Below are 19439 nucleotides of genomic sequence, written 5' to 3'. Positions count from 1 at the left end.
AAACTATTAATCCTGCAAGTTTGCAGCGTTGTAGACCGGCCTTGTCTGCGCCGCTTCGAGGAGGAGCTTGGCCGCCACCATCGCCCCATCAGTGCGGATCGTTCCGGCCACCGCGTTCGCTCGTACGCGCGTCTCCGGGGTCAAGGCCACCGCGAGCGCGGCCGACAGGGACTCGGCCGTCGGAGTCGGGCCGTCGTGCGCCGCGCCGATGCCGAGCGCGGCCACCCGACCGGCGAAGTAGGGCTGGTCTCCAATCTGGCCTACCACCACTTGAGGCACTCCGGCTCGGGTTGCCGTGTTCGTCGTACCAGCGCCGCCGTGGTGCACGACGGCGGCCACCCGAGTGAATAGTTCCTGCTGATTGACCTCGCCGACGACGAAGCAGTCGTCCCGATCGTCGATCGGAGCCAGGCCCGCCCAACCCGCGCCGAGGAGTACGCGACGGTCCTGAGCACGGATCGCCTCGATCGCGACCCGGGCGATGTCCTTCGGGGCGAACATGCTGCCGAAGCTCACGTACACCGGCGGTTCGCCGGCCGCCAGAAACGCTTCCAGGTCGGCCGGGAGCGGGCGTTCGTCCGGCAGGAACCAAGCGCCGGTCTGTACGACGTCGAGGTCGGCCGGCTGCAGCCAGGGAGCCAAGATCGGGTCGGCCGCCAGCCACGGCTGGTTGCCGATGGTGTGGTCGCGGACGTTGTCCACCGGCGGCAGTCCGGCCGCCGCACGGTGGGCGTTGAGCATCTCGCCGAGGTATGCGTTGTTGTTCCGGATGTCCAGCTCGTTCAGACCCTCCGGGTCGGTCACCTCTGGCGGCACCGGCTGGCCCGGCAGCGGTTGCGGCCGGTAGTGCGGCGACGGCAGGAAGATCGGGCAGTAGCTCACGTAGACGGAATGAATACCCAGCTTCTCGGCCACCGATCGCGCGGCGGCCGCGGCCGGCCTCAAGCCGGTCGCCACCAGCGCATCAGCTCCCTCGGCCGCCGCCGCGAGCTGGTCGAACTGCGTGGCGATCAAATCGGCCGCGATCTGATGCACGTCCGGCTTTGCCGAACCATGCACCAGCTCGCGCACGGGCGGGCCGATCGGCACCAACGGCACACCGACCTCGGCCAGTCGGTCCGCGCAGTCCGGCGGCGCGCACACCTGCACCTCCGCCCCGAGTTCCCCCAACCGCACCGCGAGTGCCACCAGCGGTTCGACGCCTCCGCGCGAGTCGTACGTCGACAACACAACACGCATGTGAGCGACCCCCATTTCCCTCGAGTTTTGGCTACGGCCGGTAATTCTGCGGCACAAACCGGGCCTTGCGGCAAGTCCCCCCATGCGCTATAAGTTAGGAGAGGCAAGGGAGAGGATTTCTCCGTTGCCCTTTTTTATTGCCCGCCGCGGCCGGAAAACCTCGGCACCCAAGCAGGCACCCGCCGGCAGTAGTTCGCGTACTGCTCGCCGTACCGCTCAAGCAGCACGGGCTCCTCGTACCCCCGGACGAACGCCGCCATCACGGCCCACGCGAGTACGCCGTACCCGAGGACCCAAAGGTCGAGAAACGCCAGCGCCTGGCCGAAAATCACCGCCACCACGCCGACGTACATGGGATTGCGGACGAAGCGGTAGTCGCCACCGATCACCAGTTCCTCGGTCGGCGCGACCGGCGCCGGCGTCCCCCGCCCCTCGCGCACAAACCGAACAAATGCCCGCAGTACGACGAACGCCCCGGCCGCGACAATCACGAACCCAGGCCAAAACCGCGGCGCCGCCCATCCGCTGATCCACCACGGCACCACCCCGCCCACCACACACGGTGCCGCAAAGAAGAACACGGTGCTTCCGAGCACAGCCTTGACCATCGATGGACCACCCTGACTGATATAATGAATGTGCAGCCTCCGGAGCGGATTCCCCCGTTCGGAGGCTTTTCTCATACCCACACTTCACTACCAAGCCGCCATCCGCGACCTCCGCCGCAAGAACATCCTCCCGCTCAACCTGCTCCGCTCGGCGGTCACCGCGACATCTCTCGAATGACCAGGGTTCGCCCGGTCGTAACGTGCGCGTCTCTTTCGGTCACGCGGCTGAAACCTGCGCTTCTTACGTTGAGAGTCCACGTCAGCCGGGCGAGGCGGTGAGCCGATGTACGAGTACGTCGACCCGTTCATCGGGACCGGCGCCACTGACCTGCCCACGCCCCAGGGCCTGGCCGCGACCTGGTGGTGGCCCAAGCCGCAGGTCGGCAACACCCACCCGGGCGCCATGCACCCCTTCGGGATGGTGTCGGCCTGCCCGTACTCCGGGGCCTACCCGACCGGATACGGGCTGTACGACTTCAACACCGAGGGCGTTCCCGACCTGTTGTACGAGCGCCCGGTCGCCTCCGGCTTCACCCACTTCCAGCAGTCCGGCACCGGCGCGATCCGCAAGTACTACAACTACTTCCGGGTCACGCCGATGCTCGGCCCGCTCGATGACCTGGGCACCACCTGGGACCTGCTGGACGAAGTGGCCGAGCCCGGCTACTACGCGGCGACGCTGAGCTCGGGGGTGCGCTGCGAGCTGACGGTCGGCCCCAAGTCGGCCGTCCACCGGTACACCTTCCCGGCGCATGACGCCGCCCGGATCGTCATCGACGCCTCGACCGGCGGCCTAGCCATCCCGCACAGTCGGACTGTGCCGCTGAAGGCGCACCTGGCGATGCTGGAGCCCGGGGTGGCTCAAGGGGAGATCCACGTCGAGGGAGTGCCGCTGGCGGTGCACGTGGAGGTCGACGCGCCCGGCTGGCGGCAGCTGCTCTGGTACGACCGGCGCCTGATGCCTGGCGGCACCCGTCTCGACTTCGACTACATCCGGCCGACCACCCTGCGACCGTTCGGGCTGATGTTCATGGGCCCCTCGCGTGCCGAGCAGACCGTCGAGGTGCGGCTGGGGTTCTCCCTGCGCGGGTGTGAGAAGGCCCGCGACAACCTGCACACGGACGTCGGCCGCACCCAGGTCACCTTCGCCGGGCGGCGCGACCACACGGCAGCCACTTGGCGCGACCACCTCGGCAAGGTTGCGATCAAGGCGGAGTCCGACGACCAGGCAACGGTTTTCGGCACCGCGCTCTACCACTCGCTGGTCAAGCCGTGCTTCGCCCCGGACGAGAGCCCGTCCTGGACGACCGAAGGCCCCTACGCGTTCGACATCTGCACCATGTGGGACATCTACCGCACCCAGCTGCCACTGATGACCACCTTGTTCCCGGAACGTTCGGTCGCGCTGGCCGGCGCGATGCTGTCGATAGCCGAGCAGGAGGGCAACCTCCCGATCGGCTATCGGATGGCCAAGGGCGCCGACCGGTTCTCCCGGCAGGGCAGCGCGCTCGCGCACACCTTCCTGGCCGACCTGTGCCAGCTGGATCTGCCTGGCATCGACTGGGACTGGGCCATGGTGCACCTCGAGATGGACCTGCGCCGGACGTACGGCGAGGACTACCTAGTGCACGGTGTGGCGCACCCGATCAGCCACACCCTCGACCTGGCGTACGCCTACCACTGCACCGCGGCGATCGCCCACAAGGTGCGCGACCGGCCGTTGGCCCAGCAAATGCGCGACCTCGCCCGAGGCTGGCAGGCAGCGTACGACCCGGACACCGGCCTGCTGCGCGACTCGACGTTCTACGAGGGCGGCCGGTGGAACTACTCCTTCCGGCTGCTGCACGACATGCGCGCCCGCATCGCGCTCGCCGGCGGCGATGAGGCGTTCGTGGGGCTGCTCGACCGGTTCTTCGGGTACGACGCGGCACCGGTCACCCAGCCGGGAGTGGCGCCGAGCGTGGCCGAGATGAACGCCGGATACGGCCTGTGCCGGTTCGAGGGCTTGAACAACGAACCGGACTACGAGGCGCCGTGGTCCTACCACTACGCCGGACGGCCGGACCGAACCGCCGAGGTGGTGCATGCCGCGGTCGCCAACCAGTTCGGCACCGGCCGGGGCGGGCTGCCAGGTAACGACGACTCCGGCGGGCTGTCCGCGTGGTACGTGTGGGCGACGCTCGGGCTGTTCCCGGTGGCTGGGCAGAACCTGTTCCTGGTGAGCGCGCCGGCGGTGGCGGAGTCCACGATCCGGCTGCCGCAGGGCGAGCTGTCCATCACCACAACGGGATTCGAGCCGGTCGAGGCAGGCGGACCGGTCTCTTACGTCCAATCCATCGCGGTGGACGGCAAGACCCTCGACCGTCCCTGGATCTCCGGCCGGGAACTACGGCGCATCAGCAGCCTGCACATCGAGCTCGGCCCCCGGCCCTCCGGCTGGGGGACCCAGATCAGGCCACCATCCACATCCGGCCCACTGCATGCCACTGGAGGTGAGGCATGAACATCGCCGACGACACGCTCGTCCCGTCCGCACCCACCCGCCGCCTGGTCATCGTCGTCCGCGCCGATCCGGTGATCTGCGGGCACTCCGGTGAGGCACGGTGTCTCGCGGAGGTGGCGCTCACCCGCGGGTTCGACGACGTGCGGATCGTGACCTGGCCGCTGGACGCGCTGGAGGCGGCCGGGCTGCCGTTGAAACCGCTCGATCGCGTGCTGCCGTACAGCCCTGGCATCACCGTGGAGCGGCCCGATCCCGTTGGCGACTACCGGGTTCCGGACGGGCGCTACCTGTCCGGGCTCATCGGGCGGCTGGTCGAACTGTTCAGCGACGGGGTGCCGACGGTGGCGATGTCGCTGTACCTCAGCCCGCACGCGATCGCCGTACAGGAGGCCGTCGAGGTGGCGCGCCGGATCGGGCCCGCTCGGGTCATCACGGTGGCTGAGGCGGTGGGCTCGGACATCACCAACGTGGTGCGCGAGTGCGTGGCCACCGGCCGGTTCGGGGCGGCCGCGCACATCCTGTCGGTCTACCTGGCGGCCGACCACTGCGTGGCGGTGTCGGAGTACACCAGGGACCTGATCGTGGCCTCGGCGGCGACGCTCGACGGCATGCACGGTACGACGTTCGCGCAGCGGTGCCGGGACCGGATCGCCATCTCCTACCCGGCGGTCGACTCCTGGTCCTACCTGTCGCTCACCGATGACAGGATCGCCGAAACTCTTGCCCGGCGCGGCCTTTCGCGGGACGGGTACGTGCTGTTCCTGTCACGGATCGCCTCGGCGAAGGGGGTCGATGACCTGATCGACGCCTACGCCGGGTCGCGGTCAGCCGAGCGGGTGCAGCTGGTCCTGGCCGGGCGCGGGCCGCAGGAAGATGAGGTGGTGGCGCGGGTGGCGGCAGCGGGCCTGGGCGAGCGAGTGCAGGTGCTGACCGACGTGGACGACGCGGAGAAGCCGGCGCTGATGGCCGGGAGCGCGGCGTTCGTACTGCCGACCCGCGAGCAGCCGGAGTTCGTGGAGACGTTCGGGATCGCGCTGGTCGAGAAGGCTCTCGCCGGCGGTGGGCCGATCATCACCTGCGCGACCGGCGGCGTACCCGAGGCGGTCGGTGATACGGCCCTGCTGGTGCCGCAGCGCGACCCGGCCACCCTGCGGACCGTGCTCGACGAGGTCGTGTGCGACTGGACCCGCGAGCAGCGGGCGGCGGCCGAGCAGCGCGCGCGGGCGTACGCGTTGCAGTTCGACCGGGTTGCGGTGTTCGACCGCCTCTTCGCACTCGCCGAGCCGCCGGCCGTCCCCGTCGCCTGAGGGAGAGGCGAGTGGCGGCGCTCGCTGACTGCGACTGGAAGTTGACTGTAGGGGGCCGATCACGGCTACCGTCTGGGCTGTGCATGGGAAGCCGGAGGGCGCGGGGTGGCTCGCCGCGTTGATCGTCCCCGGCTCCCGCGCTGCGCCCGGTCACGGCCGGCGCACACCGCGCGACTGGATTGTGGACGTCGTCTGCGTGCTGCTTGGTTTCGGTTCGGGGCTGATCGGGCTTGGTGAAGGCGCTGCGTCGGCCAGGTTCGGCGAGCCACGGTCCTGGTTGTTGCTTTCGTGCTGTGCCGCGGGAGCGCTTGCTTTGCTGCTGCGGCGCCGGTGGCCGGCTGGACTGACCGCCACGTTGATCGTGGCGTCGACTGCGATACCGACCGTCGGCGGCGCTGCCGGGTTGGCGCTGTTCAGTGTCGCGGTGCATCGGCGGCCCGCGGTCAGTGTTGCCCTCGGCGCCGTCGCGATGCTCTCGTGCGTGGTTCAGTTCTGGCTCTACCCGGTGGGGTCGGGAGCCTACGGCTACCTGCTCGCGGTTGCGCTCACTGCCCTGGCCTGTGCCGCCCTTGTGGGGTGGGGCGTCGTCGTGCGAACCCGGCGGCAGTTGATGATTTCCTTGACCGAGCGCGCCGTCCGGGCTGAGCAGGAGCAGGCCTTGCGGGTGGAACAGGGTCAGCGGCAGGAGCGGGAGCGGATCGCGCGGGAGATGCACGACGCGCTCGGTCATCGGTTGTCGCTGCTCAGCGTCCACGCCGGTGCGTTGGAATTCCGTCCGGATATGCCGGCTGGTGAGCTGTCCCGTGCTGCAGGCGTGATTCGTTCGGTGGCCCGCGACTGTGTCGACGACCTCCGTGAGATTGTCGGCGTACTGCGCTCCCAGCACACCATCGACGGCCCACGGCGCGGTGTCGCGGAACTGGACAAGTTGCAGCCGCCGACTGGTGAGCTGCGCTGGCGGGATCCTCGACCGGCCCACGCGTGGACGGGAATCCGAGAGGCCACGAAGCCGGGACCTGCGTGTGCCCAGACCGATGCCGTTGGTGGTTACTTGGCGGGCTCGTCCGAGGACTGTCTCTATCTCGACGTGACGACACCGGCCGCGAACGGGCGGCAGCGACCGGTCATGGTGTGGCTGCACGGCGGGGCGTGGGCCTCCGGGACCGGCAGCGATTACGACGGGCGGTGGCTCGCGGGGACCGGCGATGCTGTGGTTGTCACAGTCAACTACCGGCTGGGGGTCTTCGGGTTCCTCGGCCACCCTGGGCTTCCTGGTTCAGGAACGTATGCGCTGGCCGACCAGCAGGCAGCTCTGAGATGGGTACGATCCAACGCGCGAGTGTTCGGAGGCGATCCGGGCAACGTCACCTTGATAGGCCAATCGGCCGGTGGTGCCTCGGTGTGTGCGCACCTGTCGTCTCCGACCGCGGCCGGACTGTTTCACCGGGCAGTCATCCACAGCGGTTCCTGTCTGCGGAACTGGCCTCGTGACACGATAGTTCCCGGAACGGACGAGATCGGCTACTGGGCCTCTCGTGAGGACCTCCAAACGCGTGGCCGGGCCGCTGCGAAGGCGGTCGGCTGTGAGACCGGCGATCAGTTGCGCTGCCTCCGCGCGGCTCCGGCCGACAAGCTCCTGGAGCTCAACGGCCGATTCGGTCGAGCCGCGTACCACACCCGTTTGCTGCCGGTGGATCCCAGGAAAGCGCTGACGCTGGGCATCTACCACCGGATCCCGGTGCTGCAAGGCAACACCCGTGACGAGCACCGGTACTTCGGGCCGCTGTTCGAGCTGGACGGTGAAATGGACGCTGCCGGCTATCGATCCAGATTGCAACGCTCCTTCGGTGCCGAGACGGCCGCGCGGATCGAGGCCGTCTACCCGGCCGGCCGGTACGCCTCGGTTCTCGAAGCCTGGACCCAGAACGGCGAGGTCGCGGTCCCGAGCCCCGCCGGTGACTTCACTGTCCACCTCACCCCGACGAGCGCGGAACACTTGCGGCGATGGGTGTCCTCGTTGGGCGCACTGGTCTGTGGTCGGACGCTGTTCGATGTGGCCGAGGGCTGGCAGGGCAGGCACACACTGAACGTCCCTGTCGTCGTCGTGACGCACCGTGTGCCCACAGACTGGGTCGACGCGCGCCCGGACGCGCCGTTCTCGTTCGTAACCGACGGGATCGAGGCCGCGATCGCGCGGGCGCAGGAGCTTGCCGGTGATCGGGTCGTCGCCGTGGCCGGCGGCACCGTCGCCCGGCAGTGCTTGGAGCTGGGATTGCTCGATGAGGTGGCCGTCGACTTGGTGCCGGTGGTGATGGGCGAGGGGAACCGGCCCTTCTTCGGCGAACTCTCCTCAGAGGTCCTGCTGGGGAACCCGACGGTCTGTGTCCAGGGCGACCAGGTCACCCACCTGGTGTTCCCGGTTCCACGGTGACCCGACGGAGGGCATCAGGGTGCCGCATCACAGAACGAGCGCATCTCAGATAGAGCACTCAACATCTGAGATCTAGCGATTCTCGACAGCAGTGGCCTGATTCACGCAGCCCCATGGCTGGAGATGCATAGGTTTCCTATGTATTGTTGTTCTACGTGATCAACACGGATCTGACCCAGCTTGGGGTCGAGGTGGTTGTCGCTTCGGCGCGGCTGACGCGGATGGCGAGCCGGGACGTGAGCGCGTTGCCGCATGCGGCGATGCGGTTGCTCGGCCGGCTCGACGAGCTCGGGCCGACCCGGATCAGCGAGCTCGCCAAAGCGGACCGCTGCTCCCAGCCGACCATGTCCACACTCGTGCAGCGCCAGGAAGAACAGGGGTGGGTACGACGTGAGCCCGACCCGGCCGACTCCCGCGCCAGCCTGATCAGCCTCACCGACTCCGGCTACGACGAGCTCCAGCGCGCCCGCCAGGAAGCCGGGGCCGCCGTCGCCGCCAGGCTTCGTCAGCTCCCCGCGACCGACCTCACCACCCTCGAGGCCGCGGTCGCCGTCATGCACCAGATCCTCACCCTCGATCCGTTGGAGGACAGCCCCCGGTGAGCAACTCGTTCCTGAAACAACCCAAGTCCGTCTGGGCGGTCACGTTCGCCTGCGTGATCGCGTTCATGGGCATCGGCCTGGTCGACCCGATCCTGAAACCGATCGCCGAGCAGCTGAACGCCAGCCCGTCGCAGGTGTCGCTGCTTTTCACCAGCTACATGGCCGTGATCGGCGTCGCGATGCTGATCACCGGCGCGGTCTCCAGCCGGATCGGCGCCAAGCGCACGCTGCTCATCGGCCTCGCGATCATCGTCGTCTTCAGTGCCCTCGCCGGGCTGTCCAACTCCATCGGCGCGATCGTCGCGTTCCGGGCCGGCTGGGGTCTCGGCAACGCCCTCTTCATCGCGACCGCGCTCGCCACCATCGTCAACTCCGCCAGCGGCTCCGTCGCCGAAGCGATCATCCTGTACGAAGCCGCGCTCGGCGTCGGCATCGCCGCAGGCCCATTGGTCGGCGGTGAGCTCGGCTCGATTTCGTGGCGCGGCCCGTTCTTCGGCGTCGCCGTACTGATGACGATCGCGCTGGCGGCGACCGCGTTCCTGCTTCCGGCCTCGCCTCCCGCGGGACGTCGTACGTCGATCATCGAACCTCTGAAGGCGTTGCGGCACCGGTCGCTGGCGACCGTGGCGGTCACGGCACTGCTGTACAACTTCGGGTTCTTCACGTTGCTCGCGTTCACGCCGTTCCCGTTGGCGATGTCGGCTCGGCAGATCGGGCTGATCTTCTTCGGCTGGGGTATCGGGCTGGCGATCACGTCGGTGTTCGTCGCGCCGCGGTTGCAGCGCTGGTTCGGCACGCTGCCGGTGGTGATGACGTCGCTGCTGCTCTTCGGCGCGGACCTTGCCGTGATGGGCCTTTACGCACACCACAAGTCGGTACTCGCGGTTGGCGTGGTCGTGGCCGGGCTCTTCCTCGGCATCAACAACACGCTGATCACCGAAGCCGTGATGGCAGCCGCTCCGGTGGAACGCGGTACGGCGTCCGCCGCCTACAGCTTCGTCCGCTTCTCCGGAGGTGCGATCGCACCCTGGCTGGCCGGGAAGCTCGGCGAGGAAGTCAACATCCAGCTCCCGTTCTACGTCGGCGCCTTCGCCGTCGTACTCGCGGTCGCCACCCTCGCCACCGGCTGGAAGCCCCTCTCCCACCTCCGCGCCCCAGCCGCCCACTCCAAGGTAGAAGCCGAAGCCCTCACCGCCGCCGACGCCTGACGTTCTGCGTCTCGGGCCTCCTCCTCGGCGGCCTTGACGTTCCCATACCATACGGTATGGTACGGAGCATGGTGACGCGGACGGAATGGCTGGAGGCGGGGCTCGAGCTAATGGCGGACGAGGGTGCGCCGGCGGTGACGATCGATCGGCTGACGACCAAGCTGGGTGTCACCAAGGGCTCGTACTACCACCACTTCAAGGGCACCGGCGGTTTCCGTACGGCGCTCTTGGAGTACTTCGAGGCGCGGTTCACCACCCGGCTGATCGACGCCGTCGAACGCGAGCCGGACGCCGAGCCCGCGGCCAAGTTGCAGCACCTGCTCCGGTTGGTGCTCGGCCAGCCGGACAACGCTCAGCTCGAGATCGCCGTACGCGCGTGGGCCTTGCAGGACGCCGAAGTACGGGCTGCCCAGGAGCGAGTGGATCGGGCGCGGACGTCGTACCTCAGGGAGCTCTGTCGCGGTCTGAAGGCGGAGGTCGATCCGGACCGGCTGGCGCAGTTGCTCTACCTGATCCTCATCGGCGCCGAGCAGGTACTGCCGCCTGTCTCCAAGGCCGACCTGCGCGAGATCTACGCGATGACCCTGCGGCTCGCGACCGACGAGACGCTGATCGACTAGAGGGGACCTGCCATGCCGACGACTACCGACCTGCCCGAGATCGAAGATCTGCTGCCGACCGTCGACGTGGTCGATGTGAAGACCGCTCACGGCACTGTGTCATTGCGCGAGTTCACCGCGGGCGCACTCGGCCACGGACCAGCGTGGATCAAGGCACTTTTCGCTGTCCGGTGGATCGTTGCACAGGTGTTTCGGCTGGACACCACCAGCATCCCGGACGCCCGCCGGCTGCGCCCGGAGACGGTCAGCTTCACACCCGGCGATCCGGTGTCGTTCTTCACCGTCGTCCGCGGCGAGGAGGACCACTACCTGCTGCTGAAGGTCTCGGACAACCACCTGGTCGCATGGCTTGCGATCATCCGGCGCCCGGACAACGACTTCAAGGTCGTCACCCTCGTGCAGTATCTGCGACCGGTCGGCCGCTTCTACTACAACCTGATCCGCCCGTTCCATCACCTCGTCCTGCTCAGCATGTGCCGCGCCGGCGTGAGCTCACGCTAACAACGAGATCGGCCGCGCCCTGGTCGCTCGACGTGCCGTCAGTACGGCGGCCGCGCCGACCACGACCAGCGACGCAGCGAAGATGGCTCCGAGCAAGCGCCACGGAATCGCCAACGCTGCAAGGCCATATGGCCCCGCTCCGATCCCGGCCAGGGCTGCACCGGCGACGAGCGACCCCAGGAGTACGCCGACGATGACGACGGCCCCGGACTCGATCAACGCGACCGCAACGACCTGACCGCGAGTCAGCCCCGCCATCCGAGCCAGTGCGAACTCGCGCCGCCGGTCCGCCGTCGACATCACCACAGCGTTGACCACGGCAACGGCTGTATAGATGCCAGCCAAACCCATCAGCGCAGCAAAGAGCCCCGAGTTGCTGCGCTGCTGGGCCTCTCCTCGAGCGTGCGCCCACTCCTTGACAGTCTGGGCATTGTTCAGCACAACCTGGTTGCCTGGCGCAACTTTGACCAATGTCTCGGTTCGCCCGCCGACGGGCAGCAAAGCCCTTGGTATGAAGAAGTTCTCACTCACGTCGAGCGTCTCCGGCATGATCGCGACGACTTTCACCGGCACCTTCCGGTTGCCCAGCACAACGGTCAACGTCGAGCCTAGTTTGTAGCCCTCGGCAGCCATTCCCGGGCCGATGGCAATCGTCCGGCCGGACAGCCTGTCCAGCGATCCCTTCCGCGGCCGCAGCTCGTGCGTCTGCTGATAGGCCACCGGATCGATCCCGATCGCCTCGGAGTACACGGTCTTCGTCCCCCGGATCACAGCGACAGGTACGGCGGTCTGCGGCGACGCGACCGCGATCCCCGGACCAGTCGGGATCTCGGCGCTCACCACCAGATCGGCGGTGACCAGCCTCTCCTGCTCCACGCCGATCGCCTTGGCCAACGACCCGAAGATTCCCCACAACCCGACCACCAGTCCGACCAGCACGATCAACGGCGCGGCCGTCGCCGCACTTCGTCGTACGGCGTGAAGAACGCCGGCGCGGGCGACGTCGGCGATCAGGTTGCCGCGGAGGAGTACGGCGGGCAGTCGACCGGCCACGGGTACGACGATCGGGCTGAGCTGGCTGAGGGCGACCGAACCGCTGATCAGCACCATCAGGCCGATCAGGAGACCGGCGACGAGATCACGCGCAGCCTGCGCCACGATCACCATGACCACCGTGCAGAACGCGGCCGAAAGTCCCCAGAACCAACGCCAGGCGGTCATCACCCGGCGAGCCGCCGGCGAATCGGCGAGCGCCTCGAGCGCGCTGACCCTGGACGCACGCCAAGCCGCGGCCAGCACACCGACCAACGCCGTTGTGACGCCGACGATCATCGCGGCCCACACCGCGCCTTGATCCCAGGGCGCGTCGAACCACGACGGCAACATGCCGAGCTCGATCAGCAACGCCGACTGCGCCCAGGTGCCGAGAAGGCCTGCTGGTACGCCGATCGCCGTACCGAGCAAGCCGAGGACGCCGGCTTCGCAGAGCAGCATGAGACAGACATATCCGCGTTGCGCGCCGACGAGCCGCAGCAGTCCGAGCTCGCGTCGACGCTGCACCACAGTGAAGCCGAACGTCGTACTGACGATGAACACGGTCAGGAACACCGCGAGCATCACCGACATCCCCATCAACGTCGAGGCGCCGACGTATCCCTCCCGGATCCGCGCACGCTCGTACCCGGACAAGCCCGCCGGCAACGCGGGCCGATCCGTCGCCGCCAGCACCTGTAAACCGGACTGCACCAACCCGACGCCCAGGGCAACCGCCACCACCGCCCCGGCGAACAAGTGCCATCGGGAACGCACAGCTCCAACCGACAACCTCAACATGCCCCAACCCAACCGCGCCGACCACCAAGTCACCCTGGCCCACAAACCCCACCCGAGGTATCGCCCGCGCTACCTCCCCCCATCCCAGCGCCACCTTGTGCACGGCTCGACCATTTCGAGGCCGCTTTCGTGGTCGACCCGTGCCCAAGGTCGCCGGGGGGCGCTACCGCAGGACCTCGAGGAGGGCGGCGAAGTCGGCTCGGTCGACCTCACGCGCCCCGATCAGCGCCTGCATCAGGAGGCCGTCGAGGGCTGCGACCAGGAGGCCCGCCTTCTCGGGATCCGCGGTGAATGCCCGAGCGATGTCGGTGAGTGGCTCGAGCCAGGCTCCGGCGACTGCGCGGAGCTCTGCCCGGCGAGCGGCGTACAGATAGAGCTCGTACAGGGCGAGTGTCCGGCCCCGCCGCCGGACCAGGCTGTGCTCGATCAGCCGCGCCAGCTCATCCGCCGGCCGCGCACCCAGTTCGCTCCCCCACCCGTGCAACTCGGCCGCGAAGTCCTCCGCGGCCGAGGTCAGCGCGGCGATGAGGAGGTCGTCCAGCGTCGGGAAGTGGTAGGTGATCGAGGCGACCGACACATCGGCCTGCGCGGCCACCGCGCGATGGCTCACACCTGCGACTCCGTCGCGCTCGACGACCACCAGGGTTGCCCGCAGCAACTCGTTCCGTCGCTGCTCACCGCGCATCCGGCGACCGTCGGCAACCCGTCTGACCTGCACGAACAGCAAACTATCAGGACGTTTGTACGGATTGTTTTTGGTCCCTCGAATCGCCTGAACCACGGGTTTCGGCGACCTAGGCTCGGATTCCGTGACCACCATCAGTACGGCGATGCGCCGGGCACTCAAGCGTGCCGACGACGGCAAGACACTCGACCCGGCGGAAGCGGAAATCCTCCTCAGCGCCTCTGGTGACGCGCTGGCCGCGTTGATGGCGACGGCGGCGCGCGTCCGCGACCAGGGGCTGGCGGATGCGGGCCGGCCCGGCATCGTCACGTACTCGAAGAAGGTGTTCATCCCGCTGACCCGGTTGTGCCGGGACCGGTGTCATTACTGCACTTTCGCGACTACGCCGGGCCGCGTGCATTCGCCGTACCTCTCGCCGGATGAAGTGCTGGAGATCGCGCGGCAGGGTGCGGCGCTCGGCTGCAAGGAGGCGCTGTTCACCCTCGGCGACGCGCCTGAGGACCGGTGGGACGCCGCTCGCAAGTGGCTCGAAGAGGCCGGCTACGACAGCACGCTCGACTACGTACGGGCGATGGCGATCCGGGTGCTAGAGGAGACCGGGCTGCTGCCGCACCTGAACCCGGGCGTGATGTCCTGGCAGGACATCCAGCGACTCAAGCCGGTCGCGCCGAGCATGGGCACGATGCTCGAGACCACCTCGCGCCGCTTGTTCGAGGAGAAGGGCCAGCCGCACTACGGCTCCCCCGACAAGGATCCGGCGATCCGGCTGCGGGTGCTGGAGGACGCCGGTCGCTCGAACGTCCCGTTCACCACCGGTCTGCTGATCGGCATCGGCGAGACGCTCGAGGAGCGGGCCGACTCGATCTTCGCGCTGCGCCGGATCGCCCGGCAGTACAACGGGATCCAGGAAGTCATCATCCAGGGGTTCCGGGTGAAGCCCGACACCGCGATGCGCAACGACGACGACGTACCGCTGGACGAATGGCTGGCCGCGATTGCGGTGAGCCGGATCGTGCTCGGGCCGCGGATGCGGGTGCAGGCCCCGCCGAATCTGGTCGACCTGGCCGAGTGCCGGGCGCTGCTGGACGCGGGGGTGGACGACTTCGGCGGAGTGTCGCCGCTGACCCCGGACCACGTGAACCCGGAGCGGCCGTGGCCGCAGATCGACGACCTCGCCAAGGTGACCGCGGATGCCGGATTCACCTTGCGGGAAAGGCTGACCGCGCACCCGGAGTACCTGCGCGAGCCGTGGCTCGACCCGCGGCTGATCTCGCACGTGGAAGCGTTGGTCGATCCCGCGACCGGACTGGCTAATGAGGACGCCCTTCCGGTGGGCTTGCCGTGGCAGGAACCCGATGGCGGATGGGACAGCGTCGGCCGTACCGACCTGCACACGGCGATCGACACGGAGGGCAGACGTACCGAGACCCGCTCGGACTTCGATGCCGCCTACGGCGACTGGGACGTCGTCCGCGAAGACGTGGCCGCCCGCCGCGCGGCCGAGGCGCTCGCCGGCGCCCCCGAGCGGATCGACGCCGACGTGAAGGCCGCTCTCGCCGCCGCCGAGCGCGATCCCGCCGGCCTGTCGGACGCCCAGGCCTTGACCCTGATGACCGCCACCGGGCCGGCGCTGGACCAGCTCGCTCGGATCGCCGATGAGTTGCGCAAGGCAACAGTGGGCGACGACGTGACTTATGTTGTCAACCGCAACATCAACTTCACCAACGTCTGCTACACCGGCTGCCGGTTCTGCGCGTTCGCCCAGCGGCGCACCGACGCGGACGCGTACTCCCTGTCGATGGACGAGGTCGGTCAGCGCGCCGAGGAAGCCTGGGTGATCGGCGCGACCGAGGTCTGCATGCAGGGCGGCATCCACCCCGACCTGCCCGGTACGGCGTACGCCGACCTCGTCCGGGCCGTGAAGGAGCGGGTGCCGGACATGCATGTGCACGCGTACTCGCCGATGGAGATCGTCAACGGTTCGGTCCGGACCGGGCTGTCGATCGAGGAGTTCCTGATCTCGGTGAAGGAGGCGGGCCTGGACAGCATCCCCGGCACCGCCGCGGAGATCCTCGACGACGACGTCCGCTGGATCCTCACCAAGGGGAAGTTGCCGACGGCAACCTGGATCGAGGTCATCAGCACCGCGCACAAGGTCGGGCTCCCGTCCAGCTCGACGATGATGTACGGGCACGTGGACTCGCCGTATCACTGGGTCCAGCACCTGCGTACGATCGCCGCCGTACAGGACCAGACGGGTGGCTTCACCGAGTTCGTGCTGCTGCCGTTCATCCACCAGAACTCGCCGATCTACCTGGCCGGCGTCGCCCGACCGGGCCCGACGTACGACGAGAACCGGGCCGTGCACGCGATGGCGCGGATCATGCTGCACGGCCGGATCGACAACATCCAGTGCTCCTGGGTCAAGCTCGGGGTCGACGGCTGCGTCGCCGTACTGAACGGCGGCGTCAACGACATCGGCGGCACCCTGATGGAGGAGACCATCAGCCGGATGGCCGGCTCCAAGCACGGCTCCCGCAAGTCCATCGCCGAGCTCACCGCCATGGCCACTGCCGCTGGCAGGCCGGCCCGCCAGCGCACCACCACCTACGGCCACGTCCCGGACCGTCCCGCACTCGAGCTGGCGTGAGCGACTCTGGCGCTCCACCCCTCCGTGGAGCGCCAGGGCGAGCTCAGTTGGTGGCGGCGTCGAGGTCTACGGCTTGGGTGCGGTTGCGGCGCTTCGAGCCGAGGCGGTGGCCGAGGGTGACGAGGAGGAAGCCGACGACGTAGATCGCACCGGTGACAGCGAGGTAGTCGAGCGGGAGCTTGTCGGGATCAGGGCTGAAAGCGCTGTGGTTGTTGCCGACCCAGGCGCGGAGCAGATATAGCGTCTGGAAGGTGAACGAGTAGCCGAAGATCGCGATGTACGCGACGTACGCCGAGATGCGATTCCGCAGGAAGAAGCCGAGCGGGAAAGCGAAGAGAACGGTGACGATGGCAATCATTTGGGAATCCCCTCCTGGTGTGTTTCCGACCCGCTCACCATCCCGCTGCGGCACTGCTGATCGCATCGGTGCTGTCGCCGGACTTCACTCGTCGCTGACCGCTACGTGCTGGCACTGGTGCCAAACCGGCCACGCGCCGTCATCATGAGGTTGTGTTCGGGGCTCGAAGGCTGGTCGCCGCCGCGACGGTGGTGTTCGTCGCGGCCAGTGCGGTGCGGGCGGTGCTCGCCTACGGCCCGCCATCGATCGACGACCCGGCGGCGTGGCCGCTGACGACTGGCCTGCTGCTGCCGTGCCTCTTGCTCGGCTGGCTGGTCGCCGTACGAGCGCCGGCCAGTCCGATCGGGCCAGCACTCGGACTGACCGCCACCATGCCTGCCGTCGTCTTCACCGTCGAAGAGTGGGGAGCGACGTACACGACCGGCAGCCCCTGGCCCGGTTCCCGAGTCATGGCGGTGATCGGTGCCGGCGTCTGGCCGTGGCTCTTCCTGGGGTTCGTGACGCTGGTCCTCTTCTTTCCGGACGGTCTCCTCCCAGGCCGGCGGTGGCGGGTTGTGTGGGCCGCGTTCCCAGTCGCTGCGGCGCTGGTGAACTTCACCGTGTCCATGCCCGGCACCGTGGCCGAGCCCGGCGCGGCGCCATTGGTGCTGCCGTTCGCTCTCCGCGTCGTACTGGTCGTCGTCGCGTTCCTGAGCTTCCTCGGGACGCTCCTCGCCGCAGCCTCGAGCCTCGTCGTACGGTATCGGCGCGGCGACCAACTGACCCGGCATCGCTTGCGGTGGCTGATGTTCGCGGCGCTCAGCGTGCCAATCCTGCTGGCGGCGAGCTGGCTGGCGACCGCCCTCGGTGCACCGGGAGAGATCGCGTACCTCGGGTTCCTGATCGCGATGCTGTTCCTGGTGCCCGGTGCCATCGCCGTGGCGATCCTGCGGCACGACCTCTTCGACATCGACCGGCTGCTCGGCGCGACGCTCAGCTGGGTGGTCACCACACTGATCTCGGCGGCAGTGTTCGCCGCCGTGGTTCTTGCCGTCGGCAACTTCTTCCCCGACCGCGTCGGCATCACCACCGCCGCCTTCGTCACAGCGCTCGTCCTGCTCCCACTGCAGCACTGGATCCATCGCACCGTCGGCCGGTTCGTCGACCCCGACCGGACCGTCGCGCTGGCCCGAATCCGCGACTTCGTACGCCGGGTCCGCGACGGTGTCGCCGAGCCAGAGCAGGTCGAGGCCGTACTGCGTGACACCCTCGACGACCCGGCGCTCCGCGTGCTGCTCCGCCGGCCCGGAGAACAGTTCGAGATGCCCGAGGGCGCAATCCCTTTGCAGACAGGCGATTCCGTGGTCGGAGCACTCGTCCTCGGTACGACGTCCGCTCGCCGGATCCGGCGAGCACGGGAAGCCGCCGTCGAGGCGCGCCTGCCGATCGAGGTGAGCCGGCTGCGGCTGGAACTCCGCGAGGCGCTGGCAGAGGTACGAGCGAGCCGGTCGCGACTGATGGACGAAGTCGCCTTGGAGCGTCAGCGGCTCGAGCGGGATCTCCACGACGGAGCTCAGCAGCAACTGGTCGCTATGGGCATGCGGCTGCGGTCGCTGCAGTATCAGCTCGAGCCCGGCAGTCCGGCGTACCGGGAGATCGACGAGGTGGTGGAGACGGTGGAGGGAACCGTGGCGGAGCTCCGGCGGATCGCCCACGGTGTGCGGCCGAGCCGCCTCGATGACGGTCTGGCGGTCGCTCTTCGCCGCTTGGTGGCGGACAGCTCGGTTCCGGTCGACCTCGTCGTACCCGATCTGGAAGTCGGTGAGGGCGTCGCGACCGCCGTCTACTTCACCGTCGGCGAGGCGATCGCCAACGCTCTGAAGCATGCCCGTGCGACCCGCATCTCGATCGAGGTGGAGATCGTGGAGCAGCGGCTGCGGGTGCTCGTGCGGGACGATGGTGTGGGTGGAGCGAAGGAGGGGTTCGGGTTGACGTCGTTGCGGGATCGGGTGGCGTCCGTGGGCGGGGAGTTCACCCTGGACAGCCCGCCGGGTGCGGGGACTTCGATCCGGGCGGAGATCCCATGCGCATCGTGATCGGTGAGGATTCCGCCTTGTTTCGCGAGGGTTTGAGCCGGCTGCTGACCGAGAACGGTCACACCATCGCCGGTACGGCGTCCGACGCAGACGAGCTGGTCAGCGTGGTCCGGGCGGTGGACCCGGAGCTGACGATCATCGACGTACGAATGCCGCCGACGATGACGGACGACGGGGCGCGGGCGGCCGCGGTCCTGCGGAACGAGGTGCCGGAGCGTCCGATCCTGATGCTTTCGCAGCACGTCGAGACGCGGCACGTGGTGGACCTGGTCGGGACCGGTGCGTTCGGCTATCTGCTGAAGGATCGCGTCCTGCGGGTGGCCGACTTCCTCGACGCGATGCGGCGGGTCGCGGACGGCGGCTCCGCCCTCGACCCGGCAATCGTCGCCGCCCTCGTGACGCCAACACGGGCGAACGATCCGCTCGCGGCACTATCGGCGCGCGAACGAGAGGTACTGGCGCTGGTCGCCGAAGGCCGCTCGAACAGCGCCATCGCGGCCCAGCTGGTCCTGGCCGAACGCACTGTCGAAACCCACATGCGCAGCATCTTCCAGAAGCTCCGCATCACCGACACCCCCGACACTCACCGCCGGGTCCTCGCCGTACTGACGCACCTCACAGGCTGACGCTGCGGTCTAGACCGTCGCCAACGTCCCGCAGGCCGCTCAGGGCGGTCCCGTGAGATTGCCCGGGGTGGTGTCTGGTCCCCAGTTGCACCAGACACCTGCCCGGCAAAGGGAAACGCCGGTCGTGCCTGGTGTCGGTCGCCACCTCACTGGCGACCGGCACCGGAACCGGCACGACCGGCGTCCTGCTGTT

The 19439-nt window shown here is 68.4% G+C and carries 15 protein-coding genes; 10 read left to right on the top strand and 5 right to left on the bottom strand.

The genetic code is table 11. From position 1 onward, the window contains the following. Positions 1-6: 6 nt before the first annotated feature. Positions 7-1239, bottom strand: a complete 1233-nt coding sequence (locus EV646_RS10065; RefSeq protein ID WP_132146560.1) for a glycosyltransferase — start codon at positions 1237-1239, stop codon at positions 7-9. A gap of 134 nt (positions 1240-1373) precedes the next feature. Continuing rightward, positions 1374-1847, bottom strand: coding sequence for a methyltransferase family protein (locus EV646_RS10060; RefSeq protein ID WP_132146557.1), 474 nt, complete (start codon positions 1845-1847; stop codon positions 1374-1376). Positions 1848-2130: 283 nt separating this feature from the next. On the opposite strand from EV646_RS10060, the gene EV646_RS10055 reads away from it, so the two are divergent. The 7 genes from EV646_RS10055 (at position 2131) to EV646_RS10025 (ending at position 11019) form a co-directional block, all read left to right on the top strand. Next, positions 2131-4350, top strand: a complete 2220-nt coding sequence (locus EV646_RS10055; RefSeq protein WP_132146554.1) for a glycoside hydrolase domain-containing protein — start codon at positions 2131-2133, stop codon at positions 4348-4350. Further along, positions 4347-5657, top strand: a complete 1311-nt coding sequence (locus tag EV646_RS10050; RefSeq protein WP_132146552.1) for a glycosyltransferase — start codon at positions 4347-4349, stop codon at positions 5655-5657. Before EV646_RS10055 ends, EV646_RS10050 begins: the two co-directional genes overlap by 4 nt. Positions 5658-5736: 79 nt before the next feature. Continuing rightward, the gene (locus EV646_RS10045; protein ID WP_132146549.1) at positions 5737-8088 is read left to right on the top strand and encodes a carboxylesterase family protein; all 2352 of its coding nucleotides are present in this window, start codon (positions 5737-5739) and stop codon (positions 8086-8088) included. Positions 8089-8243: 155 nt separating this feature from the next. Further along, positions 8244-8690: a MarR family winged helix-turn-helix transcriptional regulator gene (locus tag EV646_RS10040; protein WP_132146546.1), complete on the top strand. Its 447-nt coding sequence runs from the start codon at positions 8244-8246 to the stop codon at positions 8688-8690. Further along, the gene (locus EV646_RS10035) at positions 8687-9898 is read left to right on the top strand and encodes an MFS transporter (protein WP_241995716.1); all 1212 of its coding nucleotides are present in this window, start codon (positions 8687-8689) and stop codon (positions 9896-9898) included. The genes EV646_RS10040 and EV646_RS10035 overlap by 4 nt, the downstream gene beginning before the upstream one ends. Before the next feature lie 68 nt (positions 9899-9966). After that, positions 9967-10518 carry a TetR/AcrR family transcriptional regulator gene (locus tag EV646_RS10030; protein ID WP_132146543.1) on the top strand — a complete coding sequence of 184 codons (552 nt, stop codon included), beginning with the start codon at positions 9967-9969 and terminating at the stop codon, positions 10516-10518. Positions 10519-10530: 12 nt separating this feature from the next. Beyond that, on the top strand, positions 10531-11019 hold the full coding sequence (locus tag EV646_RS10025; protein ID WP_132146540.1) for a DUF2867 domain-containing protein: 489 nt from the start codon (positions 10531-10533) through the stop codon (positions 11017-11019). On the opposite strand, the gene EV646_RS10020 is transcribed toward EV646_RS10025, so the two are convergent. Further along, positions 11011-12828 (bottom strand): FtsX-like permease family protein, encoded by a 1818-nt coding sequence (locus EV646_RS10020; protein ID WP_241995714.1) that lies wholly within the window; start codon positions 12826-12828, stop codon positions 11011-11013. The two genes, EV646_RS10025 and EV646_RS10020, sit on opposite strands and share 9 nt — an antisense overlap. 187 nt (positions 12829-13015) lie before the next feature. After that, a complete protein-coding gene (locus tag EV646_RS10015) occupies positions 13016-13570 on the bottom strand; it encodes a TetR/AcrR family transcriptional regulator (RefSeq protein ID WP_241995711.1) in 555 nt (184 codons plus the stop codon). A gap of 91 nt (positions 13571-13661) precedes the next feature. Between EV646_RS10015 and EV646_RS10010 the strand changes: the two genes are divergently transcribed. Further along, the gene (locus EV646_RS10010; RefSeq protein WP_277875098.1) at positions 13662-16187 is read left to right on the top strand and encodes a bifunctional FO biosynthesis protein CofGH; all 2526 of its coding nucleotides are present in this window, start codon (positions 13662-13664) and stop codon (positions 16185-16187) included. Positions 16188-16230: 43 nt separating this feature from the next. Here the strand turns inward: EV646_RS10010 and EV646_RS10005 are convergent, their stop codons facing one another. Further along, entirely contained in the window at positions 16231-16545 is a 315-nt protein-coding gene (locus tag EV646_RS10005) for a hypothetical protein (protein WP_132146531.1), read from the bottom strand. Between the two features lie 152 nt (positions 16546-16697). On the opposite strand from EV646_RS10005, the gene EV646_RS10000 reads away from it, so the two are divergent. Together EV646_RS10000 and EV646_RS09995 are read left to right on the top strand one after the other, a co-directional pair. Next, entirely contained in the window at positions 16698-18620 is a 1923-nt protein-coding gene (locus EV646_RS10000; protein ID WP_132146528.1) for a sensor histidine kinase, read from the top strand. Beyond that, positions 18608-19246, top strand: a complete 639-nt coding sequence (locus tag EV646_RS09995; RefSeq protein ID WP_132146525.1) for a LuxR C-terminal-related transcriptional regulator — start codon at positions 18608-18610, stop codon at positions 19244-19246. Before EV646_RS10000 ends, EV646_RS09995 begins: the two co-directional genes overlap by 13 nt. The last annotated feature ends 193 nt before the right edge of the window (positions 19247-19439 follow it).

The sequence above is a fragment of the Kribbella antiqua genome, from assembly GCF_004345665.1.
Taxonomy (GTDB): domain Bacteria; phylum Actinomycetota; class Actinomycetes; order Propionibacteriales; family Kribbellaceae; genus Kribbella; species Kribbella antiqua.
The sequence above is the reverse complement of the archived record's forward strand: the minus strand, read 5'-3'. Positions and strand labels throughout refer to the sequence as shown.